The sequence below is a fragment of the Streptomyces sp. NPDC008150 genome (genome assembly GCF_042956945.1).
Lineage (GTDB): Bacteria > Actinomycetota > Actinomycetes > Streptomycetales > Streptomycetaceae > Streptomyces.
In genome coordinates, this window is record NZ_JBIBHJ010000008.1 from 1 (window position 1) to 23,717 (window position 23,717).

Sequence of the window (23,717 nt, forward strand, 5' to 3'; positions counted from 1 at the left end):
TCTGGCGTTGACTTTTGGCACGCTGTTGAGTTCTCAAGGAACGGACGCTTCCTTTGTACTCACCCTCTCGGGCTTTCCTCCGGGCTTCCCTTCGGCGTTTCCGACTCTATCAGATCTTTCCGATCCGATTTCCTCGGTGCTTTCCAGGTTTTCGCTTTCGCGTTTCCCTTTCCGGCGGTTCCGACTTTATCAGAAGTTCTGAGTCGGAATTCCCGCCCCGGCCGGCAATCGGTCCGACGCCTGCGCGCCGGCCCGCTTCCCGCTCGGGCGGAGCCGTAAACGTACTGGAGCCGGGTGCCCCGATGCAAATCGAGGTACCCGGCTCCTGGTTCGCCGGTGCGGAGGCGCGCTCGCGCGTCCGACGGGGCGTCAGACCTCCACGACCACCGGGAGGATCATCGGCCGGCGGCGGTAGGTGTCGGAGACCCACTTGCCCAGCGTGCGGCGTACGAGCTGCTGCATCTGGTGCGGCTCCACGACCCCGTCCTGGGCCGAGCGCTCCAGTGCTTCCGTGACTCTCGGGAGCACCGCCGCGAAGGCAGAGTCCTCGATGCCCGACCCGCGGGCCTGGACGTGCGGGCCCGCCGTGATCTTGCCCGTGGACGAGTCGATGACCACGAAGACCGAGATGATCCCCTCGTCGCCGAGGATGCGGCGGTCCTTGAGCGCGGGCTCGGTGACGCCGCCGACCGACAGGCCGTCGACGTACACGTAACCGGCCTGGACCTTGCCGACGATCTTCGCCTTGCCCTGGACGAGGTCGACGACCACACCGTCCTCGGCGATCACGATGCGGTCGTGCGGGACGCCGGTGAGGGCGCCCAGCTCGGCGTTGGCCCGTAGGTGGCGCCATTCGCCGTGGACCGGCATCAGGTTCTTCGGGCGGCAGATGTTGTAGAAGTACAGCAGCTCGCCGGCCGAGGCGTGGCCCGAGACGTGCACCTTGGCGTTGCCCTTGTGGACGACGTTGGCGCCCCAGCGGGTCAGGCCGTTGATGACGCGGTAGACCGCGTTCTCGTTGCCCGGGATCAGGGACGACGCCAGGATCACGGTGTCGCCCTCGACGATCCGGATCTGGTGGTCGCGGTTGGCCATCCGGGACAGCGCGGCCATCGGCTCGCCCTGGGAGCCCGTGCAGACCAGGACGACCTGGCTGTCCGGCAGGTCGTCGAGCGTCTTCACGTCGACCACCAGGCCCGGCGGGACCTTCAGGTAGCCCAGGTCGCGCGCGATGCCCATGTTGCGGACCATCGAGCGGCCGACGAAGGCCACCCGGCGGTTGTACTCGTGGGCCGCGTTCAGGATCTGCTGGATGCGGTGCACGTGGCTCGCGAAGCTCGCCACGATGATGCGCTTGCTCGCGCCCGCGAAGACCTGGCGCAGCACGTTCGAGATGTCGCGCTCGGGCGGTACGAAGCCCGGTACCTCGGCGTTCGTGGAGTCCGCGAGGAGGAGGTCGATGCCCTCCTCGCTCAGGCGGGCGAACGCGTGCAGGTCGGTGAGACGGTTGTCCAGCGGGAGCTGGTCCATCTTGAAGTCGCCCGTGTGCACGACCATGCCGGCGGGCGTGCGGATGGCGACCGCGAGCGCGTCCGGGATGGAGTGGTTCACCGCGACGAATTCGCAGTCGAACGGTCCGACCCGCTCGCGCTGCCCCTCGACCACTTCGAGGGTGTACGGGCGGATGCGGTGTTCCTGGAGCTTGGCCTCGATGAGGGCGAGGGTCAGCTTGGAGCCGATCAGCGGGATGTCCGGCTTCTCCTTCAGGAGATAGGGGACACCTCCGATGTGGTCCTCGTGGCCGTGGGTGAGGACGATGCCCTCGATGTCGTCGAGACGGTCCCGGATGGACGTGAAGTCCGGCAGGATCAGGTCGATTCCGGGCTGCTCCTCCTCGGGGAAGAGCACACCGCAGTCGACGATGAGCAGGCGGCCGCCGTACTCGAAGACCGTCATGTTGCGGCCGATCTCGCCGAGGCCGCCGAGCGGGGTGACCCGCAGGCCGCCGTCGGGCAGCGGGCGGGGCGGGCCGAGTTCAGGATGCGGATGACTCAAAAGACTCTCCTCAACCACACGCGCCACGTACCGCGATGGGCACGTGGCGCGCGTGACGTTCGTGCAGAAGCAGTTGTCGTGTGGATGCAGGCGCTGACGCCCTGCGTGTTCAGTTGTGGGGTTCGTACGAGTCAGTCGTGCGCACCCGGTCGTGCGTATTCAGTTGTGAAGTCCGTTGTCAGAGCTGTACCCCGCCGGCGGCAAGATCGATCTTGAGCTGCGCGATCTCCTCCGGCGCCAGTTCGACCATGGGCGGGCGCAGCGGCCCGGCGGGAAGGCCCTGGAGGGTGAGCGCGGCCTTGGTGGTCATGACGCCCTGGGTGCGGAACATGCCGGTGTAGACCGGCAGCAGCTTCTGGTGGATCTCGGTCGCCTTCTGCACGTCGCCCGAGTTGAACGCGTCGATGAGGGCGCGCAGCTCGGGGGTGACGAGGTGGCCGACGACGGAGACGAAGCCGACCGCGCCCACGGAGAGCAGCGGGAGGTTCAGCATGTCGTCGCCGGAGTACCAGGCGAGGCCGGAGCGGGCGATGGCCCAGGACGCGCGGCCGAGGTCGCCCTTGGCGTCCTTGTTCGCGACGATCCGCGGGTGCTCGGCGAGCCTGACCAGCGTCTCCGTGTTGATCGGGACGCCGCTGCGGCCGGGGATGTCGTAGAGCATGACCGGCAGGTCGGTGGCGTCGGCGATGGCGGTGAAGTGCCGGGCCAGGCCCTCCTGCGGCGGCTTGTTGTAGTACGGCGTCACGGTCAGCAGGCCGTGGGCGCCCAGGTCCGCCGCCGTACGGGCGAGGGAGATGCTGTGGCGGGTGTCGTTGGTGCCGACTCCGGCCACGACGTGGGCGCGGTCTCCGACCGCTTCGAGGACGGCTCGTACGAGGTCCGCTTTCTCCGCGTCGCTGGTGGTCGGCGACTCGCCGGTGGTGCCGTTGACGATCAGGCCGTCGTTGCCTGCGTCCACCAGGTGGGTCGCGAGTCGCTGAGCGCCGTCGAGGTCGAGAGCGCCGTCCGCCGAGAAGGGCGTGACCATGGCGGTGAGGACCCGGCCGAACGGGGTCTGCGGAGTGGAGGTCGGAGCCATGGGTACCACGCTACTCGGTGCACAGGGCAGGGTCTGCCCTAGGTCTGCCCGTCGTACGCGCGTCGGGCGGCCGACGGGTGGGACGAAGCGGGGGGAACAAGGCGGAGCCCGGCACTGCCTGCTCGGGGGTTCAAGCAGTGCCGGGTCCGTTTGATCAGGCTAGATGAACTTCGCCAAAGCCCGCAATCCGGACACTTCATGCGGCTGACCCGCACATCAGTGCCCGTGTGGAATACGGGAGCCCGTCAGGGGGCCACCCGGCCGTTGGCGTTGAAGGCCGCGTGGGTGAGGGGCATGAGCGCCGCCCACTGCTCCTCCATCTTCTCGCCGACCATCTCGATCTCCCGCTGCGGGAAGGACGGCACCTTCGCCATCTCGTGCTGGGTGCGCAGGCCGAGGAAGTGCATCAGCGAGCGCGCGTTGCACGTGGCGTACATCGACGAGAACAGGCCGACCGGGAGCACCGAGCGGGCGACCTCGCGGGCCACGCCGGCGGCGAGCATCTCCTGGTACGTCTCGTAGGACCGCCGGTACGAGTCCTCCATGGCGCGGCCGACCAGTTCCTGCTGGGCCCGGGTGCCCTCGACGAAGGTGTACTTGCCGGGACGGCCCTCCTGGACGAGCTTGCGCGCGGGGCCGGGGACGTAGAAGACGGGTTCGAGCTGCCGGTAGCGGCCGCTCTCCTCGTTGTACGACCAGCCCACACGGTGCCGCATGAACTCGCGGAAGACGAGGATGGGGGCACTGATGAAGAAGGTCATCGAGTTGTGCTCGAAGGGACTGCCGTGCCGGTCCCGCATGAGGTAGTTGATCAGGCCCTTGGAGCGCTCCGGGTCCCTGTTCACCTCGTCCAGGGACTGCTCGCCGAGGGTGGAGACCCGGGCGGCGAAGAGCACGTCGGCGTCCGACGCGTTGTGCTTGACCAGCTCGACGGTGACGTCGCTGCGGAAGCTGGGCTTGAGGTCGTCGGCGGGGGTGTCGCTCACTGTTCGGGGGGTCCTTCCCATCTCCTGCTCGGGCGGCGACCACTCTACGGGCAGGCTCCGACAACGGGGCGTTCGGTGTCGTGCCGCACCATTGCCCGGCGAACTTCTGCGAATTCGGTGAAACCGGGCACCTTTTGGGGCACCCGCTCGTCTGTACTGATGAAAGTCGTTCGTTCGACCTCCGAGAGGAGGAGCACCTCCATGCCCCGTCGGCGTGAGCCCGTTCCGTTCGCCTTCCTCGTGGAAGCCGACAGGTTCCGCAGCAATGTCACTCCCCCGCCCCGCGAGCGTGCCTCGGCCGGTCAGCTGGCCGGGCGCTGGCTGCTGGGCCTGACCATCGTCGCCGCGCTGGTCGGCTCCCTGATAGTGGGGCTGCCGTCGATGTCGCAGAGCGCGTCGACGGGGCAGAACCAGCAGTCGCAGGCCTCCAGCAACCGTTAGGGCACCTGGGCCGCGGGCCCCTCGGCGGGCCCGCGGAGCCGTGGGCAACCCCCATGGCCCCCCTAGGGTGGTGAGCCGGAACACGTGTCGATAGCCTCACCGGGCACAGCCCACGCGTGGATTGAGTGAGGACCAACCGTGCCCCTGCCCTTCCTGACGGCCGACCGTGCCTTCGACGCGGCCGACGACGCCGCGCTGCCCTTCGACGACCGGGAGCGTCCGCGTCGCCCGTACCGTCCCGGCCCGTGGCGGGTCGGTGTGGCGGCTCTCGTACTGCTGCTCTCCTCGTACGTCCTGTTCGCCGCGGTGATCATCGCGTTGACGGACTCCCCGTCGGCCGCGGCCCCCGTGCTCGTCGGCGGGGTCGTCCTCGTCCTCTGCGCGCTGCGTCTGCTGCGGGTGGGCGTGTGGGTGAGCACCCGCGGCGTGCGGCACGTCACGTTCTTCACCACGCGCACGACGCCGTGGGAACAGGTCGCCGATCTGCGCACCGTGCAGCAGCCGGTGCGCTGGCTCGGGCTGCCGCGCACGGTGCAGGGCCAGGCGCTGGTGCTGGCCCGCAGGGGGCACGGGGCCGCGGAGGCTCCCGTCCTGCTGACCACGCACGGCGCGGACTTCCTGGCGCGGCCCGAGGCGTTCGAGCGGGCCGCCGACGCGATGGAGGCCTGGGCCGAGGAGTGCCGGCGCGGCTGAGCGCCCCGCCGGACGGGACAGGGCCCGTGACGCCGCTTCCGGAAGCGGCGTCACGGGCCCTGATCGTCGGTGTCCCTCGTCGGCCCGTCGTGCACGTACCGACCGGCCGCCCTCACGCCTCGGCGGCGTGCCCGTCGCGGCCCTCGCGCAGGGCGATGGCCCGTTGCATCGCCTTGCGGGCGCGCGGGGTGTCGCGGGCGTCGTGGTAGGCGACCGCGAGACGGAACCAGCTGCGCCAGTCGTCGGGGGCGGCCTCGGTCTCCTCGCGGCGGCGGGCGAAGACCTCGTCGGCGGAGTCGCGGTCGATGCGGCCGGCCTCGGTACGCCTCAACTCGTCGACGGGCAGGCCGCCTTCGGCGTCGAGCTCGGCGGCGAGACGGTTCGCCTTCCGGACGAACTGGGTGTTCTTCCAGAGGAACCAGACGCCGATCACGGGCAGGATCAGCACCGCGATCCCGAAGGTGACCGTCACCAGCGTGCCGGACTCGATGAGCATCACGCCGCGGCTGCCGACCAGGACGAAGTAGAAGACCAGGACGGCGGCCGTGACGAGGTAGGTGATCTTTGCGCGCATGACGGGCCCGGTCTCAGCTCAGGTCGAGGAAGTGTTCCAGGCCGAAGGTCAGGCCCGGGGCGTCCACCACGCGCCGCACGCCGAGCAGGATGCCCGGCATGAAGCTGCTGTGGTGCAGGGAGTCGTGGCGCACGGTGAGGGTCTCGCCCTCGGCACCCAGCAGGACCTCCTGGTGGGCCAGGAGGCCGCGCAGCCGCACCGAGTGCACGGGAACACCGTCCACGTCGGCGCCGCGTGCCCCGTCCAGGGCGGTGGCCGTGGCGTCCGGGGCGGGCGCGGACCCGGCCTTCGCGCGGGCCTCGGCGATGAGCTGGGCGGTGCGGGTGGCGGTGCCGGAGGGGGCGTCCACCTTCTTCGGGTGGTGCAGCTCGATGACCTCCACCGACTCGAACCAGGGCGCCGCGATCTGCGCGAACTTCATGGTCAGGACGGCCCCGATGGAGAAGTTCGGCGCGATGAGCACACCCGTCGACGGCGACTGGTCGAGCAGTCCCGTCAGCTGCGCGAGCCGGTCCTCGGTCCAGCCGGTGGTGCCGACCACCGCGTGGATGCCGTGCCGTACGCAGAAGTCGAGGTTGCCCATCACCGAGGCGGGCGTGGTCAGTTCGACCGCGACCTGGGCGCCGGCGTCCGCGATGCCCTCCAGCCGGTCGCCCCGGCCGAGGGCGGCCACCAGTTCCATGTCCTCGGCGGCCTCGACCGCCCGTACCGCCTCGGAGCCGATACGGCCCCGGGCGCCGAGGACCGCCACACGCAGCTTGCTCATCAGTTGTGCTTCCTGGTCGGAGGGTGTCGGAGGGTCCGGACGGCGTCGTCGCGGACGGGTCAGGCCACGGCCTCGTGCAGCCGGGCCGCCTGCCTGTCCTTCAGCGGCCCTATCACCGACAGCGAGGGCCGCTGCCCCAGGATGTCGCGGGCGACCGCGCGGACCTCGTCCGGGGTGACCGCCGCGATCCGGGTGAGCATGTCGTCCACGGACATCTGGTCGCCCCAGCACAGCTCGCTCTTGCCGATGCGGTTCATCAGCGCGCCCGTGTCCTCCAGACCGAGGACGGTGGAACCGCGGAGCTGGCCGATCGCGCGGCCGATCTCGTCGTCGGACAGGCCCTGTTCGGCGACCTGGTCGAGTTCGTCGCGGCAGATCTTCAGCACGTCGTGCACCTGGCTCGGCCGGCAGCCCGCGTACACGCCGAACAGACCGCAGTCGGCGAACGACGACGTGTACGAGTACACGCTGTAGGCCAGGCCCCGCTTCTCGCGGACCTCCTGGAACAGCCGGGACGACATCCCGCCGCCCAGCGCCGTGTTGAGCACCCCGAGCGCCCAGCGGCGGTCGTCGGTGCGGGCGAGGCCGGGCATGCCGAGGACGACGTGCGCCTGCTCCGTCTTGCGGCCGATCAGCTCGACGCGGCCGGCGGCACGCACGGCACGGCTGCCGGCGCGCGGGCCGACGGGCTCGGCCTCCGCGTTGCGGAACGCACCCGCCTTCTCGAACGCGGCGCGCACCTGGCGGACGACCTTGGCGTGGTCGACGTTGCCCGCGGCGGCCACGACGAGGTGCGTCGGGTCGTAGTGCTTGCGGTAGAAGCGGCGGATGCGGTCCGCGGTGAGCGCGTTGACGGTGTCGACCGTGCCGAGGACGGGGCGGCCGAGCGGGGTGTCACCGAGCATGGTGTGCGCGAACAGGTCGTGCACGCAGTCGCCCGGGTCGTCCTCGGTCATCGCGATCTCTTCGAGGATCGCGCCGCGTTCGACGTCGACGTCCTCCTCCCGGATCAGCGACCCGGTGAGCATGTCGCAGACGACGTCGATGGCGAGCGGCAGGTCGGTGTCGAGCACGCGTGCGTAGTAGCACGTGTACTCCTTGGCCGTGAACGCGTTCATCTCGCCGCCGACCGCGTCGACCGCGGCGGAGATGTCGAGGGCGCTGCGCTTCGCGGTGCCCTTGAAGAGCAGGTGCTCCAGGTAGTGGGTCGCGCCGTTCAGGGCGGGCGTCTCGTCGCGGGAGCCGACGTGCGCCCAGATGCCGAAGGTGGCGGACCGTACGGAGGGCAGGGTCTCGGTGACGATGCGCAGGCCGCCGGGGAGGGTGGTCCTGCGGACGGTGCCGATGCCGTTGCTGCCCTTGACAAGGGTTTGGGTACGGGCGACGGCCCGCGCCTCCGGAGAGGTGCGGGCCGTCGCCTTGAAGCCGGGGGACGTCACTTGTCGGCGTCGTCCTTCTTCGTCTCGTCGCCTTCCTCGCCCTCGATCACGGGGATCAGGGAGAGCTTGCCGCGGGAGTCGATCTCGGCGATCTCGACCTGGACCTTGTGGCCCACGCCGAGCACGTCCTCGACGTTCTCCACGCGCTTGCCGCCGGCGAGCTTGCGGATCTGCGAGATGTGCAGCAGACCGTCCTTGCCCGGCAGCAGCGACACGAACGCGCCGAACGTGGTCGTCTTGACGACCGTGCCCAGGTAGCGCTCGCCGACCTCCGGCATGGTCGGGTTGGCGATCGAGTTGATCGTGGCGCGCGCGGCCTCGGCCTGCGAACCCTGGGCGGCACCGATGTAGATGGTGCCGTCGTCCTCGATCGTGATGTCGGCGCCGGTGTCCTCCTGGATCTGGTTGATCATCTTGCCCTTGGGGCCGATGACCTCACCGATCTTGTCCACGGGGATCTTGACGGTGATGATCCGCGGGGCGTTCGGGGACATCTCGTCCGGCGTGTCGATCGCTTCCATCATCACGTCGAGGATGTGGAGGCGGGCGTCGCGGGCCTGCTTGAGGGCCGCGGCCAGGACGGAGGCGGGGATGCCGTCCAGCTTGGTGTCGAGCTGGAGGGCGGTCACGAACTCCTTGGTGCCGGCGACCTTGAAGTCCATGTCGCCGAAGGCGTCCTCCGCACCGAGGATGTCGGTGAGGGCGACGTAGTGCGTCTCGCCGTTGATCTCCTGGGAGATCAGGCCCATGGCGATACCGGCGACGGGGGCCTTGAGCGGCACACCGGCGTTCAGCAGCGACATGGTGGAGGCGCAGACCGAGCCCATCGACGTCGAACCGTTGGAGCCGAGGGCCTCGGACACCTGACGGATCGCGTAGGGGAACTCCTCGCGCGTCGGCAGGACCGGCACGATCGCGCGCTCGGCGAGCGCGCCGTGGCCGATCTCGCGGCGCTTCGGGGAGCCGACGCGGCCGGTCTCGCCGACGGAGTACGGCGGGAAGTTGTAGTTGTGCATGTAGCGCTTGCGGGTCACCGGGGAGAGGGTGTCCAGCTGCTGCTCCATGCGGAGCATGTTGAGGGTGGTGACGCCCAGGATCTGGGTCTCGCCACGCTCGAACAGCGCGGAACCGTGCACGCGCGGGATGGCCTCGACCTCGGCGGCCAGGGTGCGGATGTCGGTGACACCGCGGCCGTCGATGCGCTTCTTCTCCTTGATGACGCGCTCACGGACCAGGGACTTGGTCAGCGAGCGGTACGCGGCGGAGATCTCCTTCTCGCGGCCCTCGAACTCCGGGAGGAGCTTCTCGGCGGCCAGACCCTTGACGCGGTCCAGCTCGGCCTCGCGCTCCTGCTTGCCGGCGATCGTCAGCGCGGCGGACAGCTCCGGGCGGACGGCGGCGGTGAGCGCCTCCAGGACGTCGTCCTGGTAGTCGAGGAAGACCGGGAACTCGCCGGTCGGCTTCGCGGCCTTGGCGGCGAGGTCGGCCTGGGCCTTGCAGAGCACCTTGATGAAGGGCTTCGCGGCTTCGAGACCGGCGGCGACGACCTCTTCGGTCGGCGCCTCGGCGCCGCCCTGCACGAGCTGGATCGTCTTCTCGGTGGCCTCGGCCTCGACCATCATGATCGCGACGTCGCCGTCCTCCAGGGCGCGGCCCGCGACGACCATGTCGAAGACGGCGTCCTCGAGCTCGGTGTGCGTCGGGAAGGCGACCCACTGGCCGTTGATCAGCGCGACGCGGACGCCGCCGATCGGGCCGGAGAAGGGCAGACCGGCCAGCTGCGTCGACGCGGACGCGGCGTTGATCGCCACGACGTCGTACAGGTGGTCGGGGTTGAGCGCCATGATCGTGGCGACGACCTGGATCTCGTTGCGCAGGCCCTTCTTGAAGGACGGGCGCAGCGGGCGGTCGATGAGGCGGCAGGTGAGGATCGCGTCCTCGGAGGGCCGGCCCTCGCGGCGGAAGAAGCTGCCGGGGATCTTGCCGGCGGCGTACATCCGCTCCTCGACGTCCACCGTGAGGGGGAAGAAGTCGAGCTGGTCCTTGGGCTTCTTCGAGGCGGTCGTGGCCGACAGCACCATGGTGTCGTCGTCCAGGTAGGCGACGGCGGAGCCGGCGGCCTGGCGGGCCAGACGGCCCGTCTCGAAGCGGATGGTGCGGGTGCCGAAGGAGCCGTTGTCGATGACGGCCTCGGCGTAGTGGGTCTCGTTCTCCACCAGTGGGTTCTCCGTTACATGTCGTCTTTGGTCCCGCCTCGCCCGTGTGCGGGGGGACGGTGAGGGAGAAGCGCTCGTCTGGTGCGGGCCGGTCTTCGATCGAAGCACCCGGGGTTCTTGCCCGGGAGCCACTACCGAGGACCGGCGGCGGGGAGGTGCGCTTCCCCTCATCCTTTGTCGTGCGCCGCGTTCGTACGGCGTACGCGTCCTGCGTGGGGTCCTGCTGCCGCGCCGCGGACTGTCGCCGTGGCGCGGGTGGTGCTGGGTCCTGCGTCGTGCGGTTGTGCTACCACACTACAAAGCCGAGGTGACACCCCGCACGTTTCCGCGCGTACCGTGCGCTTTCCGCGGTCCGCGGCGCGGACCGCCCGCACGGATGTACGGGTGTACGGCAAAGGGAGCGGCCCCCTGTGCGGGGGCCGCTCCCTTCACGGCGTCACTAGCGGGCGCCGGCCGCACCGCGACGGATGCCGAGGCGCTCGACCAGGGCGCGGAAGCGCTGGATGTCCTTCTTGGCCAGGTACTGCAGCAGCCGGCGGCGCTGGCCGACCAGGATCAGCAGACCACGACGGGAGTGGTGGTCGTGCTTGTGGGTCTTCAGGTGCTCGGTCAGGTCGGAGATCCGACGCGACAGCAGGGCGACCTGGACCTCGGGGGTGCCGGTGTCACCCTCCTTGGTGCCGAACTCGCTGATGATCTGCTTCTTCGTAGCGGCGTCGAGCGACACGCGTACTCCTCATAGTCTGTGATGCCACCGAGTGCCCCCGGTCTGTGTCTCGGGGGGTGCTTCCGTTACTCGGGAGGCGGGGATCCGCCGAGCGCCTCCGCCAGGTCCCGGCGGCTCCCGGGGGAGTCGCGCTCTAAGGGGTCCGGCGGTGCGTACACGAACGGCCGACACCAGGGTACCAGCCGGTGACCGACCCCTTTGCCCAGGTCCGCGAAGCCCCGCGGCGGCGGGGGCGGCCCCACTATGGTGACGTTCGGATCGCAGGCACGCCGGTCGGAACGGTACGTCGGGAAGGGGGCGCTTCGCCATGGCGGAGACAGCCGGGGCAGGGAGCACGGACAGCGGCGCGGACGGCACGGCGGCCGCCGGGGGCGACGCCCCGCCGGTCGCCGACGACGCCGTCGCGGACGCGGTCAGGGCGCGCAAGAACCGCGAGCGGGACGAGCTGTACGCACTGGACATCTCGGGGGTGCGGTGGCAGAGCGCGCCGGGCACCGAGCAGGACGAGGAGCGGGTGGAGATCGCCCACCTGCCCGCGGGCGCGGTGGCGATGCGTTCGTCGCTGGACCCCGACACCGTCCTGCGCTACACGGAGGCGGAGTGGCGGGCGTTCGTACTGGGCGCGCGGGACGGCGAGTTCGACCTGGAGGACGCGGCGCGGCCCGGCAACGGGAGCGCCGCCCCGTAGGTCCGTGAGCCGTGTGCGACGACGGCCCCCGCCCGGTCCGGGCGGGGGCCGTCGTCGCACACGGCGTCGAGGCGGCCGGGTCAGCCTGTCATCGAGCGGGCCGTGGTGTAGACGTCGAAGACGGCCAGCGCCAGCGGGACCAGGGTCAGCAGGACGAAGTTCTCCGCGATCTCCAGGAAGCGTCCCCAGAACGGGGTGAGCCCGCCGCGCGGCACGATCAGCCCGATCGCGGTGATCAGCGTGGAGGCCGCGGCGATCGCGGCCACCAGCCACACGGTGCGGATGTCGAGGTCGGTCCGGTTGCCGGTGAGCGCGTCCCGGAACATCGACCGGGGCGTGCCGATCGCCAGGCCGAGCCCCAGCAGGACGAGCGAGGCGAGGCCGGCGGCGAGGACGGGCGCGACCTGCGCGGTGTAGCGGAACAGGTGGGCCCGCATGATCAGGGCGACGCCGGTGACGAGGCCGAGGAGCTGCGCCCAGACGTCGTGGGAGAAGCCGAGCACGGCCGAGGCGCCGACGGCGAGCAGGGCGCAGCCGCCGACCAGGCCGACGAGCAGTTCGTGGCCGCGGCGGGCCTGCGCGGCCACGCGTTCGGCGTCCACGGGTTCCTGCGGCGCGGGGTCGGCGCCGTAGGCGCTGCGGGGTGCGGTGTCGGGTGTCTCGAAGCCGATCGGCAGGCGGGCGAACCGCATGGACAGGCCGGGCAGGAACGCCAGGGCCCCCACCGCGACCGGTGCGCACAGGGCGGCGATCCGCGACGGGGACCAGTGCAGCAGGATCGCCGCGAAGACGACGAGCACGCCGACCGCGGACGCGAAGAGGAACGCGACGAACGGACCGTCGCCGCCGGGCGAGCACACGGTGAGCACCACGGACGCCAGCAGGACCGCCGCGCACGCGAGCAGGAACTGGAGCTTGCCGATGCCCTGTCCGTCGGTCGGCGGCAGCACCCCGGAGCCGGCCACCCCCACGTTCGCGAGGGCGCCGAGCCCCAGGGCCACGGCGGAGGCACGGTCGTCGTAGATCCGGGCCCGCACGCACGCGACGACCAGCAGCACCAGGCCGACGACGCCGGCGAGCACGCCGGGCAGGCTGTGCATGTCGTGGCGGGGGTCGGCGGTCCAGGCCACGAAGGCGAGCAGCGCGGGCAGCACTCCCCCGCCGACGAGTCCGGCGGCCCGGGTGAGGTCGCCGCTCCACAGGGTGTGCTCGCGGGTGACGGCGGCGGCGACCGCCTCGGAGACGTCGTCGAAGACGGCGGGCGGCAGCGACTCGGCGAAGGGGCGCAGGCTGAGCAGTTCCCCGTCGAGGATCTGCTGGGCCGCGAAGGTGCGGGAGCTGTCGAGGACGGTGCCGTCGCGGCGGACCAGGTGGTAGCCGACGGGCGCGTCCTCGGCGGGGCTCTGCCGGGAGAGCCTGAGGATCTCCGGGTAGATGTCGGCGACCGGGATGTCGTCGGGCAGCGCCACGTCGATCCGGCTGTCGGGCGCGACGATGGTGACCCGGCAGAAGCCGAGTCCGGCGCCGGTGCCGGAGGAGTTCCCGTTGCCGGGCCCTCCTGGCGCCGTGGCCGCCGCGGAGGCCGTGATGCTCACCTTGCTGCTCCCCCTTCGGTGCTGCCCGCGCGGTGCGGGCCGGTTCGGTGTGCGGACCGTTCCGGGTACCGGCCGTTCCGTGTGCCGGCGATTCCGTGTACGTCAACCGCCGCGACGGTGGCGGCAGTCGGGTGTCCGGGGCCGCACGGCTCCGGATCCGTGGCGTTTCCGGGCCCCTCGTGTGAAGGTCCTGCGCGGGTTCCCGGGCCGCCCGCCGTCGTGACCGTCGTACGGCCGCGAACGGGGCCGCCGGGCCGCCGCCGGGCTTCCGGAACGCCGCACCGATGCGCGAATTGCCCTTTTTCACCAGCCTGGTTCACGTGTGCGCACGCGAACATCCGGAACACTACCGCCCTCCCGCACCGCGTGGAGTCAGTAGGATCACGCGGCGGCCCGCGTTCGCCTGGGACGGGGTGGCGGACGACAATTCCGCGGGCCGGGCAAGGGATTTGGTGAGCAGTGAGCCACATCGTCGTGAAGCGCCCGCCTCGGGCGCTGCCGTCCGAAGTGCCCACGGACGAGGTCGTCGTGCAGCCCCCGCCCGAGTTGCCCCGGGGCCATCAGGACAGTGTCCTCATGCAGTTGCTGCCGACGCTCGGCATGGGCGGCTCGGTGGTCTTCTTCTTCACGAACGGGCAGCCGTTCATGAAGATCATGGGCATGGTGATGATCGCGTCGACGGTGGCGATGTCGGTCGCGATGGTGGTCCGCTTCCGGCGCGGTTCGCAGGGCCAACTGGCCGACATGCGCCGCGACTACCTCAGCTACCTCGCGCAGACCCGGCGCGCGGCCCTGAACACCGCGCGGGCCCAGCGCGACGCGCAGTACTACCTGCACCCCTCCCCCGAACAACTGTGGGCGCTGGTCGCCGAGGGCAGCCGGGTGTGGGAACGGCGGCCCGTGGACGAGGACTTCGCGCAGGTACGGGTGGGCCTGGGCCCGCAGTCGCTCGCGACGGCCCTGGTCGCGCCGGAGACCGGCCCCGTCGACCAGCTCGAACCGCTCACCGCGGGCGCCATGCAGCGCTTTCTCGCCGTGCACGGCACCCTCGACGACCTGCCGATGGCGATCTCGCTGCGCGCCTTCTACCACGTGACGGTCGCCGGTGACGACGCCGACGTCCGGTCCGCGGTCCGGGCCCTGACGGCCTCGCTCGCGGCACTGCACTCGCCGGAGGACCTGGTGGTGGCGGTCGCCGCCGGACGGGCCGAACTCCCGCGGTGGGAATGGGCGAAGTGGCTCCCGCACGTGCAGGCGCCCGGGGTCTCGGACGGCGCGGGCAGCCGGCGCCTCATCGGCGGCGACACCCGCGAGCTGGAGAACCTGCTGTCCTCCCGGCTGACCGGACGCCCCCGCTTCCACCCGAACGCGATGCCCCTGCCGTCCGAGCCGCACGTCGTCGTCGTGCTCGACGGGGTGTCCCTGCCGCCCGACTCGGTCCTCGCCAACCCCGAGGGCCTGCAGGGCGTGACGGTCGTGGAGCTGGTGCCCGGCGAGGCGGAGGCGGCGGGCGGCGACCTCGCCGTCGTCGTGGGACCGGAGGGACTGCGCCTGGAGTCGGGCCACGGCGTCGTCTACGAGGGCGTCCCCGACGCCCTCTCGTACGAGTCCGCCGAGGCGCTCGCCCGCCAACTGGCGCCGTTGCGGATGGCGTCGGGCGGTGACGACGACGAACCGCTGCTCGCCAACCTGGAGTTCACCGATCTGCTGAACCTGGGGGACGCCGCGTCCGTCGACACCAAGCGGACCTGGCGGCCGCGTTCGACGGCGGAGCGGCTGCGGGTGCCGATCGGGCTCGGCGAGGACGGCCGGCCCGTGATGCTCGACCTCAAGGAGGCCGCGCAGGAGGGCATGGGCCCGCACGGACTGTGCGTGGGCGCCACCGGTTCCGGCAAGTCGGAACTGCTGCGCACGCTGGTGCTGGGGCTCGCGGTCACCCACTCCTCGGAGACCCTCAACTTCGTCCTCGCCGACTTCAAGGGCGGTGCCACCTTCGCCGGCATGGCGCAGATGCCGCACGTCGCGGCGGTGATCACCAACCTGGCGGACGACCTGTCGCTGGTGGACCGCATGGGCGACTCCATCCGCGGCGAGCTCAACCGGCGCCAGGAACTGCTGCGCGACTCCGGCAACTACGCCAACATCCACGACTACGAGAAGGCACGCGCCGCGGGCGCCCCGCTCCAGCCGATCCCCTCCCTCGTCCTCGTCATCGACGAGTTCAGCGAACTCCTCACCGCCAAGCCGGACTTCATCGAGATGTTCGTCCAGATCGGCCGTATCGGGCGGTCGTTGGGCGTGCACCTGCTGCTGGCGTCCCAGCGCCTGGAGGAGGGCCGCCTGCGCGGCCTGGAGACCTACCTCTCCTACCGCATCGGCCTGCGCACCTTCTCCGCCGCCGAGTCCCGCGCCGCGCTGGGCGTCCCCGACGCGTACGAACTGCCGAACGTGCCGGGATCCGGCTTCCTGAAGTTCGGCACCGGCGAGATGACGCGCTTCAAGGCGGCCTATGTGTCGGGCAGTTACCACTCGGGCCCGCAGCGCGCGGCGACCGACGGCCGGCTCCCGGTGGACAGGCGGCCGGTGCTGTTCACCGCGGCCGAGGTCCCGGTGCGGTACGCGCCGGTGCCGCGGCAGGGCGCGGAGGCGGCGGGCGACGGTGTCGACGACGCCCTCGCCGACACCGTCCTCGACGTCATCGTGCGACGCCTGGAGGCGCAGGGCCCGTCCGCGCACCAGGTGTGGCTGCCGCCGCTGGACAGCCCGCCCTCGCTGGACGCGCTGCTGCCCGGCCTCACCGCCGTACCGGGCCGCGGTCTGACGCAGCCCGGTTACGAGGGCGCCGGACGCCTGGTGGTGCCGGTGGGCCTCGTCGACAAGCCGTACGAGCAGCGCCGCGACCCGCTCTGGGCGGACTTCTCCGGGGCCGCCGGCCACATGCAGGTCGTCGGCGGACCGCAGTCCGGCAAGTCGACGCTCCTGCGCTCGCTGATCTCGTCGTTCGCACTGACCCACACCCCGCACGAGGTCCAGTTCTACGGACTGGACTTCGGCGGCGGCGGCATGGCGTCGATCGCGGGACTGCCGCACGTCGGCGGTGTCGCCTCCCGCCTCGACCCCGAGCGGGTGCGCCGCACGGTGGCCGAGGTGTACGGCGTGCTGACCCGCCGCGAGGAGTACTTCCGCGCCTCCGGCATCCCGTCGATCGCCGACTTCCGTGCCCGGCGGGCCCGCGGCGACATCAGCGTCGAGGACCAGCCGTGGGGCGACGTGTTCCTCGTGATCGACGGCTGGGGCAACTTCCGTACGGACTACGAGGCGTTGGAGCCGGTCGTCCTCGACATCGCCGCACGCGGCCTCGGTTACGGCGTCCACCTGGTGCTCACGGCGTCACGTTCCATGGAGGTGCGGGCCAACCTCAAGGACCACCTGATGAACCGCCTCGAACTGCGCCTGGGCGACCCGATGGACTCCGAACTGGACCGCCGTGTCGCCGCGAACGTCCCGACGGGCGTACCGGGCCGGGGCCAGGCCCCGCAGAAGCTGCACTTCATGGCGGCGGTCCCGCGCATCGACGGACTCACCTCCGACAGCGACCTCGCGGACGCCACGGCGGCGCTGGCGACGGAGGTCTCCCGGCACTGGCAGACCCCGGGCGCCCCCGCGGTACGCCTGCTGCCCCGTGAACTCCCGGCGGCCCAACTCCCGCCGGGCGACGCCCTTCCCAAGCGCGGCGTCGCCTTCGCCCTCGACGAGGACAATCTCGAACCGGTCTTCGTCGACTTCGAACAGGACCCGTTCTTCCTGGTGTTCGGCGAGAGCGAGTCCGGCAAGTCGAACCTGCTGCGACTGCTGGTGCAACAGATCACCCGGCGCTACTCGGGCGACGAGTGCAAGCTGTTCGTCGTCGACAACCGCCGTTCGCTGCTGGACGTCACCCCCGCCTCCCACCTGGCGGAGTACATCCCGATGTCCAACGCGATGGACCACCACATGGCGGCCCTCGCGGACCTGATGAACCGCCGCACCCCGACGGCCGAGGTGACCGCACGCCAACTGCGCGACCGCAGTTGGTGGCGGGGGCCGACGGTGTACGTGGTGGTCGACGACTACGACCTGGTCTCCACGTCGAGCGGCAACCCGCTGGGCGGCCTCACCGAACTGCTGCCCTTCGCCCGCGACGTCGGCGTCCGCTTCATCATCGCCCGCTCGACGGCGGGCGCGGGCCGCGCGGCGTACGAACCGTTCCTCCAGCGCATGAAGGAACTCGGCGCCCAGGGCGTGGTGCTGGCGGGCGACCCGGGCGAGGGCGACCTGCTCGGCGGGGTGCGCCCGCGACCGATGCCGGCGGGACGCGGCGTCTTCGTCTCCCGGCGACGCGGGAAGCCGCTGGTGCAGACGGGGTGGGTGCCGGAGGTGGAGGACTGAGGCCGCCTCGGCGACGGGCCGGCCCGGTCCGGGGCGGTCCGGAGCGGCCCGTCGCCGGGGCTGCCCGTCGCCGAGGTGCGGCGAGTCCGGCACGTCGTGAACGGGCCCCGAAGGGGTGCGGCGGGAGCCGACCGGACCTGGTGCGCAGGGGTCAACTTCCCTTTGACCGGGGCCTCGTAGCTCGGTTCTTGCGGCGCGGGGCCGTTGTCGGTGGGGCCGGGTGGTTCGCTCCGTGGCAGACACCGGCTACGCCATGACCCGAGCCTCCGTGCCGTCCGCCGGTGACGCGCGCTCCTAGAGGCCGCGCAGTGCCTCGCGCAGGTCGGCGCCGTAGTCGGTCCAGCAGTCGATGCTGCCGTCCTCGTTCAAGCTGCCCATGTACCAGTCGCCGTCGGCGGACTTCACGAGGCAGAGGCGGTGGAACCCGAGAACGACCTCCGGGCAAGGCATCTCACGGTGCTCGGCGCCGCCGACCCACCGCACTGGTCGACCGGGCTCCAGGGCGACGGCGTCCCGGTCTCCCGAGACGTCGCGGATCTGCTGGAGTGTCCACCCCGGGGGCAGTTGGGCGTCGGCCATCCGGCAATGGTCCCAGTCGGGCGGCTGCGGATCACCGCTCGGGAGGGCGCTCGCCGCGCTCGTGCGGTGCTTCGGGGCGGCGGGGCGTGGACGGCACGACGGGGTGGGCACCTCCCGTGCGTGCCCACCCCGTCGGTTGTTCGCGTCGCCCGCGCGGCGGCCCGGGGCCGGCGGCGAGCGGTGACCGCTACTGGAAGTAGCTCGCCGCCTTCAGGTCGCCGCCGCGGTAGTCGCCGCCGGCCTGGCTGACCTTCTGGCTGATGGAGATCAGCGCGGCGTGGATGCCGGAGGTGTGGGTGTCCCACTCCTTCATCTTCCCGCCGAACGCGGTCGCGGCCTCGCCCTCCCAGCCGGCGGCGGCCTGCACCACGGCCGACTTCAGCGCGGCGAGGTCGGACTCCAACTGCTTGGCCTGGTTGCCGAGTTCGGTGGTGATGGCGTCGAGGCCGCCGTACTTGACGGCGAGTTCGTCGTAGTGAACGTTGGCCATGGTTCCTCGTTTCGGGTCAGCTGGTCAGGTGTGGTCTGCGCACTGCGCCGTACTGCGCCGACGCTCAGTAGCTGTTGAGCGCGGACGTGCTGCCGCCGTACTGGACGTCGATGCCCTGCATCGTCGAGCGGACCTCGTCCTCCAGCTTGTCCTTGTCCTTGCGCGTCGCGTTGATGTTCTCCAGGAACCAGATCAGCAGGTCGCCGATCTTCTTCATGTGCTCGTTGATCTCGACCTGCTTGCTGTTGAACGCGGCCGCGCCGACGCCCTTCCAGTTCGCCTCCATCGTGTCCAGGGTGCCCTGGAGGCGCGTCAACTGGCCCTTGATGGACTCGTAGCGCTCCCCGATGTTCTTTTCGAGCTTGATGACGTCGCCGTCATTGAGCCGCTGTCCATCTGCCATGGTCGGCATTCCCTTCGTCAACTTGCTCTGTTCGGTACGGAGTTCCGCTACGCGGCACCGTCAGAAGACCGGTGTCTGCCGAGCGGACGGGTCTGGATCGGCCGCGGGTTCGGCTCAGGTGGCACGTCGGGCACGCAGCGCGGCGAAGGCTCCGCCACCGACCACGACGACGCCCACCGCGCCGAGGACCACCCACAGTTGGGAGTTGCCGCCGGAGTCGCTCGCGCTCGATCCTGCCGCCGAGGTCGCGCCACTTGAACCCTTGGCGGGGGGTTGTGACGAGGCCGGTACGGAGGGGGTGGCAGACGCGGGGGTGGCGGCCGTGCCGTTCTCCAGCGCGAGGGGGTCGGCGCCGGCCGCGCCCGGGTCGATCTTGCTGTCGGCCAGGACCAGGCGGGGGCGGATCAGGCCGTACCCGAGGTAGTTGCTGGGCTCGTCCTTGGGCCAGTCCCGGCCGGCGGTGTCGATCAGCGTGCGCAGCACCTGGTTGGCGGTCCAGCCGGGATGCGCCGACCAAATGAGGGCCGCGGAGGCGGAGGCGATGGCGGTGGAGGCACTGGTGCCTCCGGTTGTGCAGTACTTGGTGAATTTGGCGTCGCACCAGTGGAGAACGTCGAGCCCAGGCGCGGCGAGATCTACTGACCCGCCGTGTTCCGAGAACTTTCCGACGGTTCCAGACTCATCGGCGGCAGCGACACCGACGACCCTGTCGTAGGAGGCCGGGTAGCCGATGCTGTTCTTCGACTCAGCGTCGTTGCCTGTGGAGGCGAATAGCAACTTACCCTTGGCGAAGGCGTAGTTGACCGCCGCCTGCTCGTCCTTGAAACGGTAGGGACCGCTGAACGACATGTTGATGATACGTGCGTCAGAATCCGCCGCCGCCTTGAGAGCCTCTACGACGGTGGGCGTCCTCTTCTGGTCGGGTGAGTCTCCCAGGTTGACCTGATACGGGACGATTTTCGCGCCCGGAGCAAGGCCCTTGATGCCACCGCCGTTGCCAGTGCCCGCGATCATTTCCGCCATGGACGTACCGTGTCCGTCGAAATCGTCAGTGGCACCGAACGAGGCGGATTTTGGCGTCTCATCGGCCAAAACCTGGCCCTTCAACGAAGAGGTGTTGGGATTTACCCCGGAATCCAGCACCGCGACCTTGATTCCCGAGCCGTCACTGACCTTCCACATGTCGTCGGCCTTCATGAGCGTGAGGTACCACTCCTGAGACTCTGCGTCAGCAGCCATCGCCGGGGGCGCGAGGGCCGACGACATTACAAGGACGACTCCCACCGCGGCGCCACTCACCGCGAGCCGTCGCCCGGCACGTCCAACAACCGCGCGCAACCCGGTACTCGGGTTCCTCCCTGGCTTCATGCCTCTGCCGGTCCTCGCTCGTGTTCGCCGTTCACCCGTTTTGCAGCATCTCGCTCGTGCACGTCCTGGCGTTTGGTCTCGTCCTCGCGGTTCTTTCGGCCGAGCCTGCGCTGTTTACCCTTCGACGCCTGTGCGCCACGACCGCCGACATTCCTCTGAGCGGATTGTTGATTCCGCCCCTTGGGGGTGCCGACAACGCCGTCGGGGTTGCCAGAGGTAACCCGCCGTGTTTGACCCGACCTGGTCGTCTCGGCTGAATCCTGCGCGCCCACGACGCCACGCCGGCCAATCCCGACAGGAGCTTTGCGCGTTCCAGCCGGCTTCTCCGCCCCGACCACATTGCCTCGCGATGCCTTGGCGCCCGTGTTGCCCGAGAGCGCACCCTTCGGCTTCCCGCCGACGACCCCGTTTCCGCGCAAGGCTCCCCGTGCGCCTGGGCCACCCTTCGCGGCTGTACCCGTGGCACGCGGGGTGCCGCCGGAGATACCGCGTCCGACCTGCCCCTTCCCGACCGGCGTGCCGCCCGTACGTCCCGCCGTGCCACGCGCGCCAGCCTGGCCGGTTGCGCTTGTCCGCCCAACTGGACCGTTCGACGCGCGACCGGTCGCACCGGATCTTCCCGCGGATCCGGAAGCACGGCTGGTCGCTCCTGCACGTCCCTCCGGGTCACTGACCGCCCGGGACGTCGTCGAGGCGCCAGAACCCGGCACCCTCCCCCTGGAAGGGAATGCGGATCCGGACCCGGGGCTTCCGGAGGCCCTGGCGAACGCCCCTCCGACCACAGGTGAGGCAACTCCGCTCACGGGAGTTGCAGGCAGTGCACTCGAACCGCTCGTGCTTGGGACCGCCGGAGCACTTGGTGCTTGCGCCGCCGAACCGTGCGGCAGTGTGCCCACACTTGCAATTTCGGTCCCGGGAGCGGGAATCGTCGCAGTAGGCGAGCCACGGTGCGGTGACACCACCTGAGACGAATCTCCCTGATGAGGAGGCAAAGGAGCCTCTCCGGTGCTGTCGTGGTGAACGACGGCCGTCGTGTGAGAAGCAGTCCCTACATGACCAGGGCCAACGGTCGTACGGCCGGAACCGAGATGGGAGCCACCCTCGGGGGGCAGGTCGCGCCCTCCGCGGTACTCCGGCTTCGGCACCCCCACGTCCGGCATCGTTTCGAAGACCGGTGGCTCCTGGGCCGCCAATGCCTCCTCCGAGACCGAGTAGAACGACGCCAGGCGGTTCATCTGGTTGATGGCCTCCTGGCGGTGATCCTCGACCTGGACCGCCGCCGCGTACTCGTGGTTCGACTCGACCCGCTTCACGTGCGGGATCTCCGCCACCGTCTTGGGGTTCGCCCTCGTGTCCCTGGGCGGCATCGAGCTGCGGACCGACGCCAGGCCGGTCGCCGCCGCCGTGATCTGCGTGCCGGCCGCCTCCGCGAAGGTGGCCAACTGGCGTGCGTGCGTGACCAGTTTGCTGCCCCACGTGTTGAACGAGTCCGCCGCCTCGCCAGTCCAGTCCACCCTGCCGATGTGACCGTTCAGCTCTTCGGCCGCCTCGCTGATGGCGTCCCGCGCGTCCCACATCGCCTTGCCGGCGGTCTCCAGGTGCTCGGGCTTCGCCGAGTCGACCATGTCGATCATGGTGTTCAGGTGGTGGCCCTCGAAGTTGGTCTCCCCGAAGAACCGCACATGGGCGCCGAAGGCGTTGTTCACCACGTTCGACATGGTGTTCGCCGCGTCGATCACACCGACCTGCTCGGCGACCTGCGTCAGCTCCGCCTTGTGCTGGTTCTGGTCCCCGTGCCCGGCACCCATCAGTAACCACCCTCGAACTGCTTGTCGTCGGAGCGCTTCCCCTCGCCCGCGCCCTGTGCCTTCTCGCGCGCCGCCGCCTTCTCGTCCTGCGCGATGTCCGTCTGGATCGTCCAGAACCTGCGCCGCAGGTCCTCTTCCAGGTTGTCGAAGCCGACGTCCGCCGCGTGCACGGCGATGTACATCGCCTCTATCTGCCTGCCGAGGTTCTTGGACAGGGTGGTGAGGTGTTCGTGAACGCGCTCGTACTGGGCGTGGAGCCCCGTCGCCTCGGCGAAGGCGGACGAGCCGCTGAACGACGCCGGAGAGAGCGCGTGGTCGCCGATCTTCCCCGAACTGCCCGCCGAGCCATTGAAGTTCGTCAGAACCGTGTCCACGCGCTTCTTGAAGGTTTCCAGCGCCTCCAAGCCCCGCTTGAGGTCGACGCCTCCGCCTCCGTCCGCAGCCAGCACAGCGGCCCCCTTCCCCGTACCCCGTTGGTCAAGCTGTCGGGTGCCGCGCCGTGACAGCGCGTCAATGCACCCTTCGACCACTGTAGTCACTCTGTAAATCTCATCCAACTGGACTTTGTGTTGAGTCGGTTACGAAGGTGTCGGGGCCATGTCCCGCCGACCCGCGCAAGCCATGACAAACCCTGCCCATACGGCGACGGAACGCCCGAATTACCGGCAGTCACCCGCCATCGCCGATCTCGGACACCCCGCGCCCCCGCCGTTTGCAACCACAAAACCCCTGCCTGAATGGCCGGTTGTCACATTGACGTGCACCGACAAGCCGGATGCGGATCCCTCTGCCCGGGTGGCGGCACTTCACCCGAACTCGTGAAGCGCAGTTCCGGATCGACCCGCCCGCAGGGCCCGAACCCACCGGCACGGGGCAGCCCGTACCGCCGTCACGCCACCCCGACCGCAACGGCCCTGGCCGCAGCCATTGTTACTCTGCGCGTCCATGTCGCTACAGCAGGTTCGTCGGCGGGAGTGCGGTCGTGTCACACGATGACGGAGAGCGGGTCCCCGGGCATCCCGGACCGGGACGCGGTGGCCCGTCCGAGTTCGTTTCCGGTCCTGCCGAGAAGCGGTCCGCCGCCCGTGCCATCGAGCACCACCTGGAGCCGGACACCCGCCGGGCCGGCGACCACGCCGATGCCGAGACGTCCGCCGCGGTGCGCGCCTTCGGCCCCAAGGACGGTCAGGGATGGGCCACTTCGGGTGCCTTGAAGGCGGCGCACCATCGCTGGGGCGAGCAGGTCGCGGCGCTGCTGAACCGGCTCGGTTCCGAGAAGGCCGCCCTCCGCGACACCAATGCGCTCTTCGACCGGACGGACACCGGCGTCGCCGCCGGTCTGCGCCGACCGTCCTCACTGGACCTGCTGTAGACCGGGAGCGA

General features: G+C 70.4%; 21 protein-coding genes. 6 read left to right on the plus strand and 15 right to left on the minus strand.

Translation table 11 applies throughout. The features are described 5' to 3' along the window. Nucleotides 1-202, plus strand: a 202-nt coding sequence (locus tag ACFZA0_RS20455; protein WP_391018725.1) for a hypothetical protein, incomplete at its 5' end; no start/stop codon positions are given. Between the two features lie 167 nt (nucleotides 203-369). On the opposite strand, the gene ACFZA0_RS20460 is transcribed toward ACFZA0_RS20455, so the two are convergent. The 3 genes from ACFZA0_RS20460 to thyX form a co-directional block, all read right to left on the minus strand. Then, entirely contained in the window at nucleotides 370-2,055 is a 1,686-nt protein-coding gene (locus ACFZA0_RS20460; RefSeq protein ID WP_391018727.1) for an RNase J family beta-CASP ribonuclease, read from the minus strand. 178 nt (nucleotides 2,056-2,233) lie between these two features. Then, nucleotides 2,234-3,133, minus strand: coding sequence for a 4-hydroxy-tetrahydrodipicolinate synthase (gene dapA, locus ACFZA0_RS20465; RefSeq protein ID WP_391018730.1), 900 nt, complete (start codon nucleotides 3,131-3,133; stop codon nucleotides 2,234-2,236). Between the two features lie 245 nt (nucleotides 3,134-3,378). Then, complete coding sequence (gene thyX / locus ACFZA0_RS20470; RefSeq protein WP_391018734.1) at nucleotides 3,379-4,119, minus strand: FAD-dependent thymidylate synthase; 741 nt, start codon at nucleotides 4,117-4,119, stop codon at nucleotides 3,379-3,381. Nucleotides 4,120-4,320: 201 nt separating this feature from the next. On the opposite strand from thyX, the gene ACFZA0_RS20475 reads away from it, so the two are divergent. Then, nucleotides 4,321-4,560, plus strand: coding sequence for a hypothetical protein (locus tag ACFZA0_RS20475; RefSeq protein ID WP_391018737.1), 240 nt, complete (start codon nucleotides 4,321-4,323; stop codon nucleotides 4,558-4,560). A 138-nt stretch (nucleotides 4,561-4,698) separates the two neighbouring features. Then, the gene (locus ACFZA0_RS20480) at nucleotides 4,699-5,253 is read left to right on the plus strand and encodes a hypothetical protein (RefSeq protein WP_391018740.1); all 555 of its coding nucleotides are present in this window, start codon (nucleotides 4,699-4,701) and stop codon (nucleotides 5,251-5,253) included. A gap of 112 nt (nucleotides 5,254-5,365) precedes the next feature. On the opposite strand, the gene ACFZA0_RS20485 is transcribed toward ACFZA0_RS20480, so the two are convergent. The 5 genes from ACFZA0_RS20485 to rpsO form a co-directional block, all read right to left on the minus strand. Continuing rightward, complete coding sequence (locus ACFZA0_RS20485; RefSeq protein ID WP_391018743.1) at nucleotides 5,366-5,827, minus strand: hypothetical protein; 462 nt, start codon at nucleotides 5,825-5,827, stop codon at nucleotides 5,366-5,368. Between the two features lie 13 nt (nucleotides 5,828-5,840). Beyond that, nucleotides 5,841-6,593, minus strand: coding sequence for a 4-hydroxy-tetrahydrodipicolinate reductase (dapB, locus tag ACFZA0_RS20490; RefSeq protein WP_391018746.1), 753 nt, complete (start codon nucleotides 6,591-6,593; stop codon nucleotides 5,841-5,843). Between the two features lie 59 nt (nucleotides 6,594-6,652). Then, nucleotides 6,653-8,032, minus strand: coding sequence for an insulinase family protein (locus ACFZA0_RS20495; protein WP_391018748.1), 1,380 nt, complete (start codon nucleotides 8,030-8,032; stop codon nucleotides 6,653-6,655). Continuing rightward, nucleotides 8,029-10,248 carry a polyribonucleotide nucleotidyltransferase gene (locus tag ACFZA0_RS20500; protein WP_391018751.1) on the minus strand — a complete coding sequence of 740 codons (2,220 nt, stop codon included), beginning with the start codon at nucleotides 10,246-10,248 and terminating at the stop codon, nucleotides 8,029-8,031. Before ACFZA0_RS20500 ends, ACFZA0_RS20495 begins: the two co-directional genes overlap by 4 nt. 439 nt (nucleotides 10,249-10,687) lie before the next feature. After that, nucleotides 10,688-10,975 (minus strand): 30S ribosomal protein S15, encoded by a 288-nt coding sequence (gene rpsO / locus ACFZA0_RS20505; protein WP_391018754.1) that lies wholly within the window; start codon nucleotides 10,973-10,975, stop codon nucleotides 10,688-10,690. 307 nt (nucleotides 10,976-11,282) lie between these two features. Here rpsO and ACFZA0_RS20510 point away from each other — a divergent pair, with 307 nt between their 5' ends. After that, nucleotides 11,283-11,663, plus strand: coding sequence for a DUF397 domain-containing protein (locus ACFZA0_RS20510; protein ID WP_391018756.1), 381 nt, complete (start codon nucleotides 11,283-11,285; stop codon nucleotides 11,661-11,663). Between the two features lie 80 nt (nucleotides 11,664-11,743). Here ACFZA0_RS20510 and eccD read toward each other — a convergent pair whose 3' ends face one another. Further along, complete coding sequence (gene eccD, locus ACFZA0_RS20515) at nucleotides 11,744-13,258, minus strand: type VII secretion integral membrane protein EccD (protein WP_391018759.1); 1,515 nt, start codon at nucleotides 13,256-13,258, stop codon at nucleotides 11,744-11,746. A gap of 459 nt (nucleotides 13,259-13,717) precedes the next feature. Here eccD and eccCa point away from each other — a divergent pair, with 459 nt between their 5' ends. Then, entirely contained in the window at nucleotides 13,718-17,686 is a 3,969-nt protein-coding gene (eccCa, locus tag ACFZA0_RS20520) for a type VII secretion protein EccCa (protein WP_391018762.1), read from the plus strand. Between the two features lie 294 nt (nucleotides 17,687-17,980). On the opposite strand, the gene ACFZA0_RS20525 is transcribed toward eccCa, so the two are convergent. From ACFZA0_RS20525 to ACFZA0_RS20550, 6 genes are all read right to left on the minus strand, one after another. Further along, nucleotides 17,981-18,265 carry a hypothetical protein gene (locus ACFZA0_RS20525; protein ID WP_391018765.1) on the minus strand — a complete coding sequence of 95 codons (285 nt, stop codon included), beginning with the start codon at nucleotides 18,263-18,265 and terminating at the stop codon, nucleotides 17,981-17,983. 187 nt (nucleotides 18,266-18,452) lie between these two features. Beyond that, nucleotides 18,453-18,755, minus strand: a complete 303-nt coding sequence (locus tag ACFZA0_RS20530; RefSeq protein ID WP_391018768.1) for a WXG100 family type VII secretion target — start codon at nucleotides 18,753-18,755, stop codon at nucleotides 18,453-18,455. Nucleotides 18,756-18,819: 64 nt separating this feature from the next. Further along, nucleotides 18,820-19,158: a WXG100 family type VII secretion target gene (locus tag ACFZA0_RS20535; protein ID WP_391018771.1), complete on the minus strand. Its 339-nt coding sequence runs from the start codon at nucleotides 19,156-19,158 to the stop codon at nucleotides 18,820-18,822. 114 nt (nucleotides 19,159-19,272) lie between these two features. Next, nucleotides 19,273-20,424 (minus strand): S8 family serine peptidase, encoded by a 1,152-nt coding sequence (locus ACFZA0_RS20540; RefSeq protein ID WP_391018774.1) that lies wholly within the window; start codon nucleotides 20,422-20,424, stop codon nucleotides 19,273-19,275. Nucleotides 20,425-20,522: 98 nt separating this feature from the next. Continuing rightward, the gene (locus tag ACFZA0_RS20545) at nucleotides 20,523-22,334 is read right to left on the minus strand and encodes a hypothetical protein (protein WP_391018776.1); all 1,812 of its coding nucleotides are present in this window, start codon (nucleotides 22,332-22,334) and stop codon (nucleotides 20,523-20,525) included. Next, a complete protein-coding gene (locus tag ACFZA0_RS20550; RefSeq protein ID WP_391018779.1) occupies nucleotides 22,334-22,783 on the minus strand; it encodes a hypothetical protein in 450 nt (149 codons plus the stop codon). Before ACFZA0_RS20550 ends, ACFZA0_RS20545 begins: the two co-directional genes overlap by 1 nt. 533 nt (nucleotides 22,784-23,316) lie before the next feature. On the opposite strand from ACFZA0_RS20550, the gene ACFZA0_RS20555 reads away from it, so the two are divergent. Next, nucleotides 23,317-23,706 (plus strand): hypothetical protein, encoded by a 390-nt coding sequence (locus tag ACFZA0_RS20555; protein WP_391018781.1) that lies wholly within the window; start codon nucleotides 23,317-23,319, stop codon nucleotides 23,704-23,706. Nucleotides 23,707-23,717: the final 11 nt, after the last annotated feature.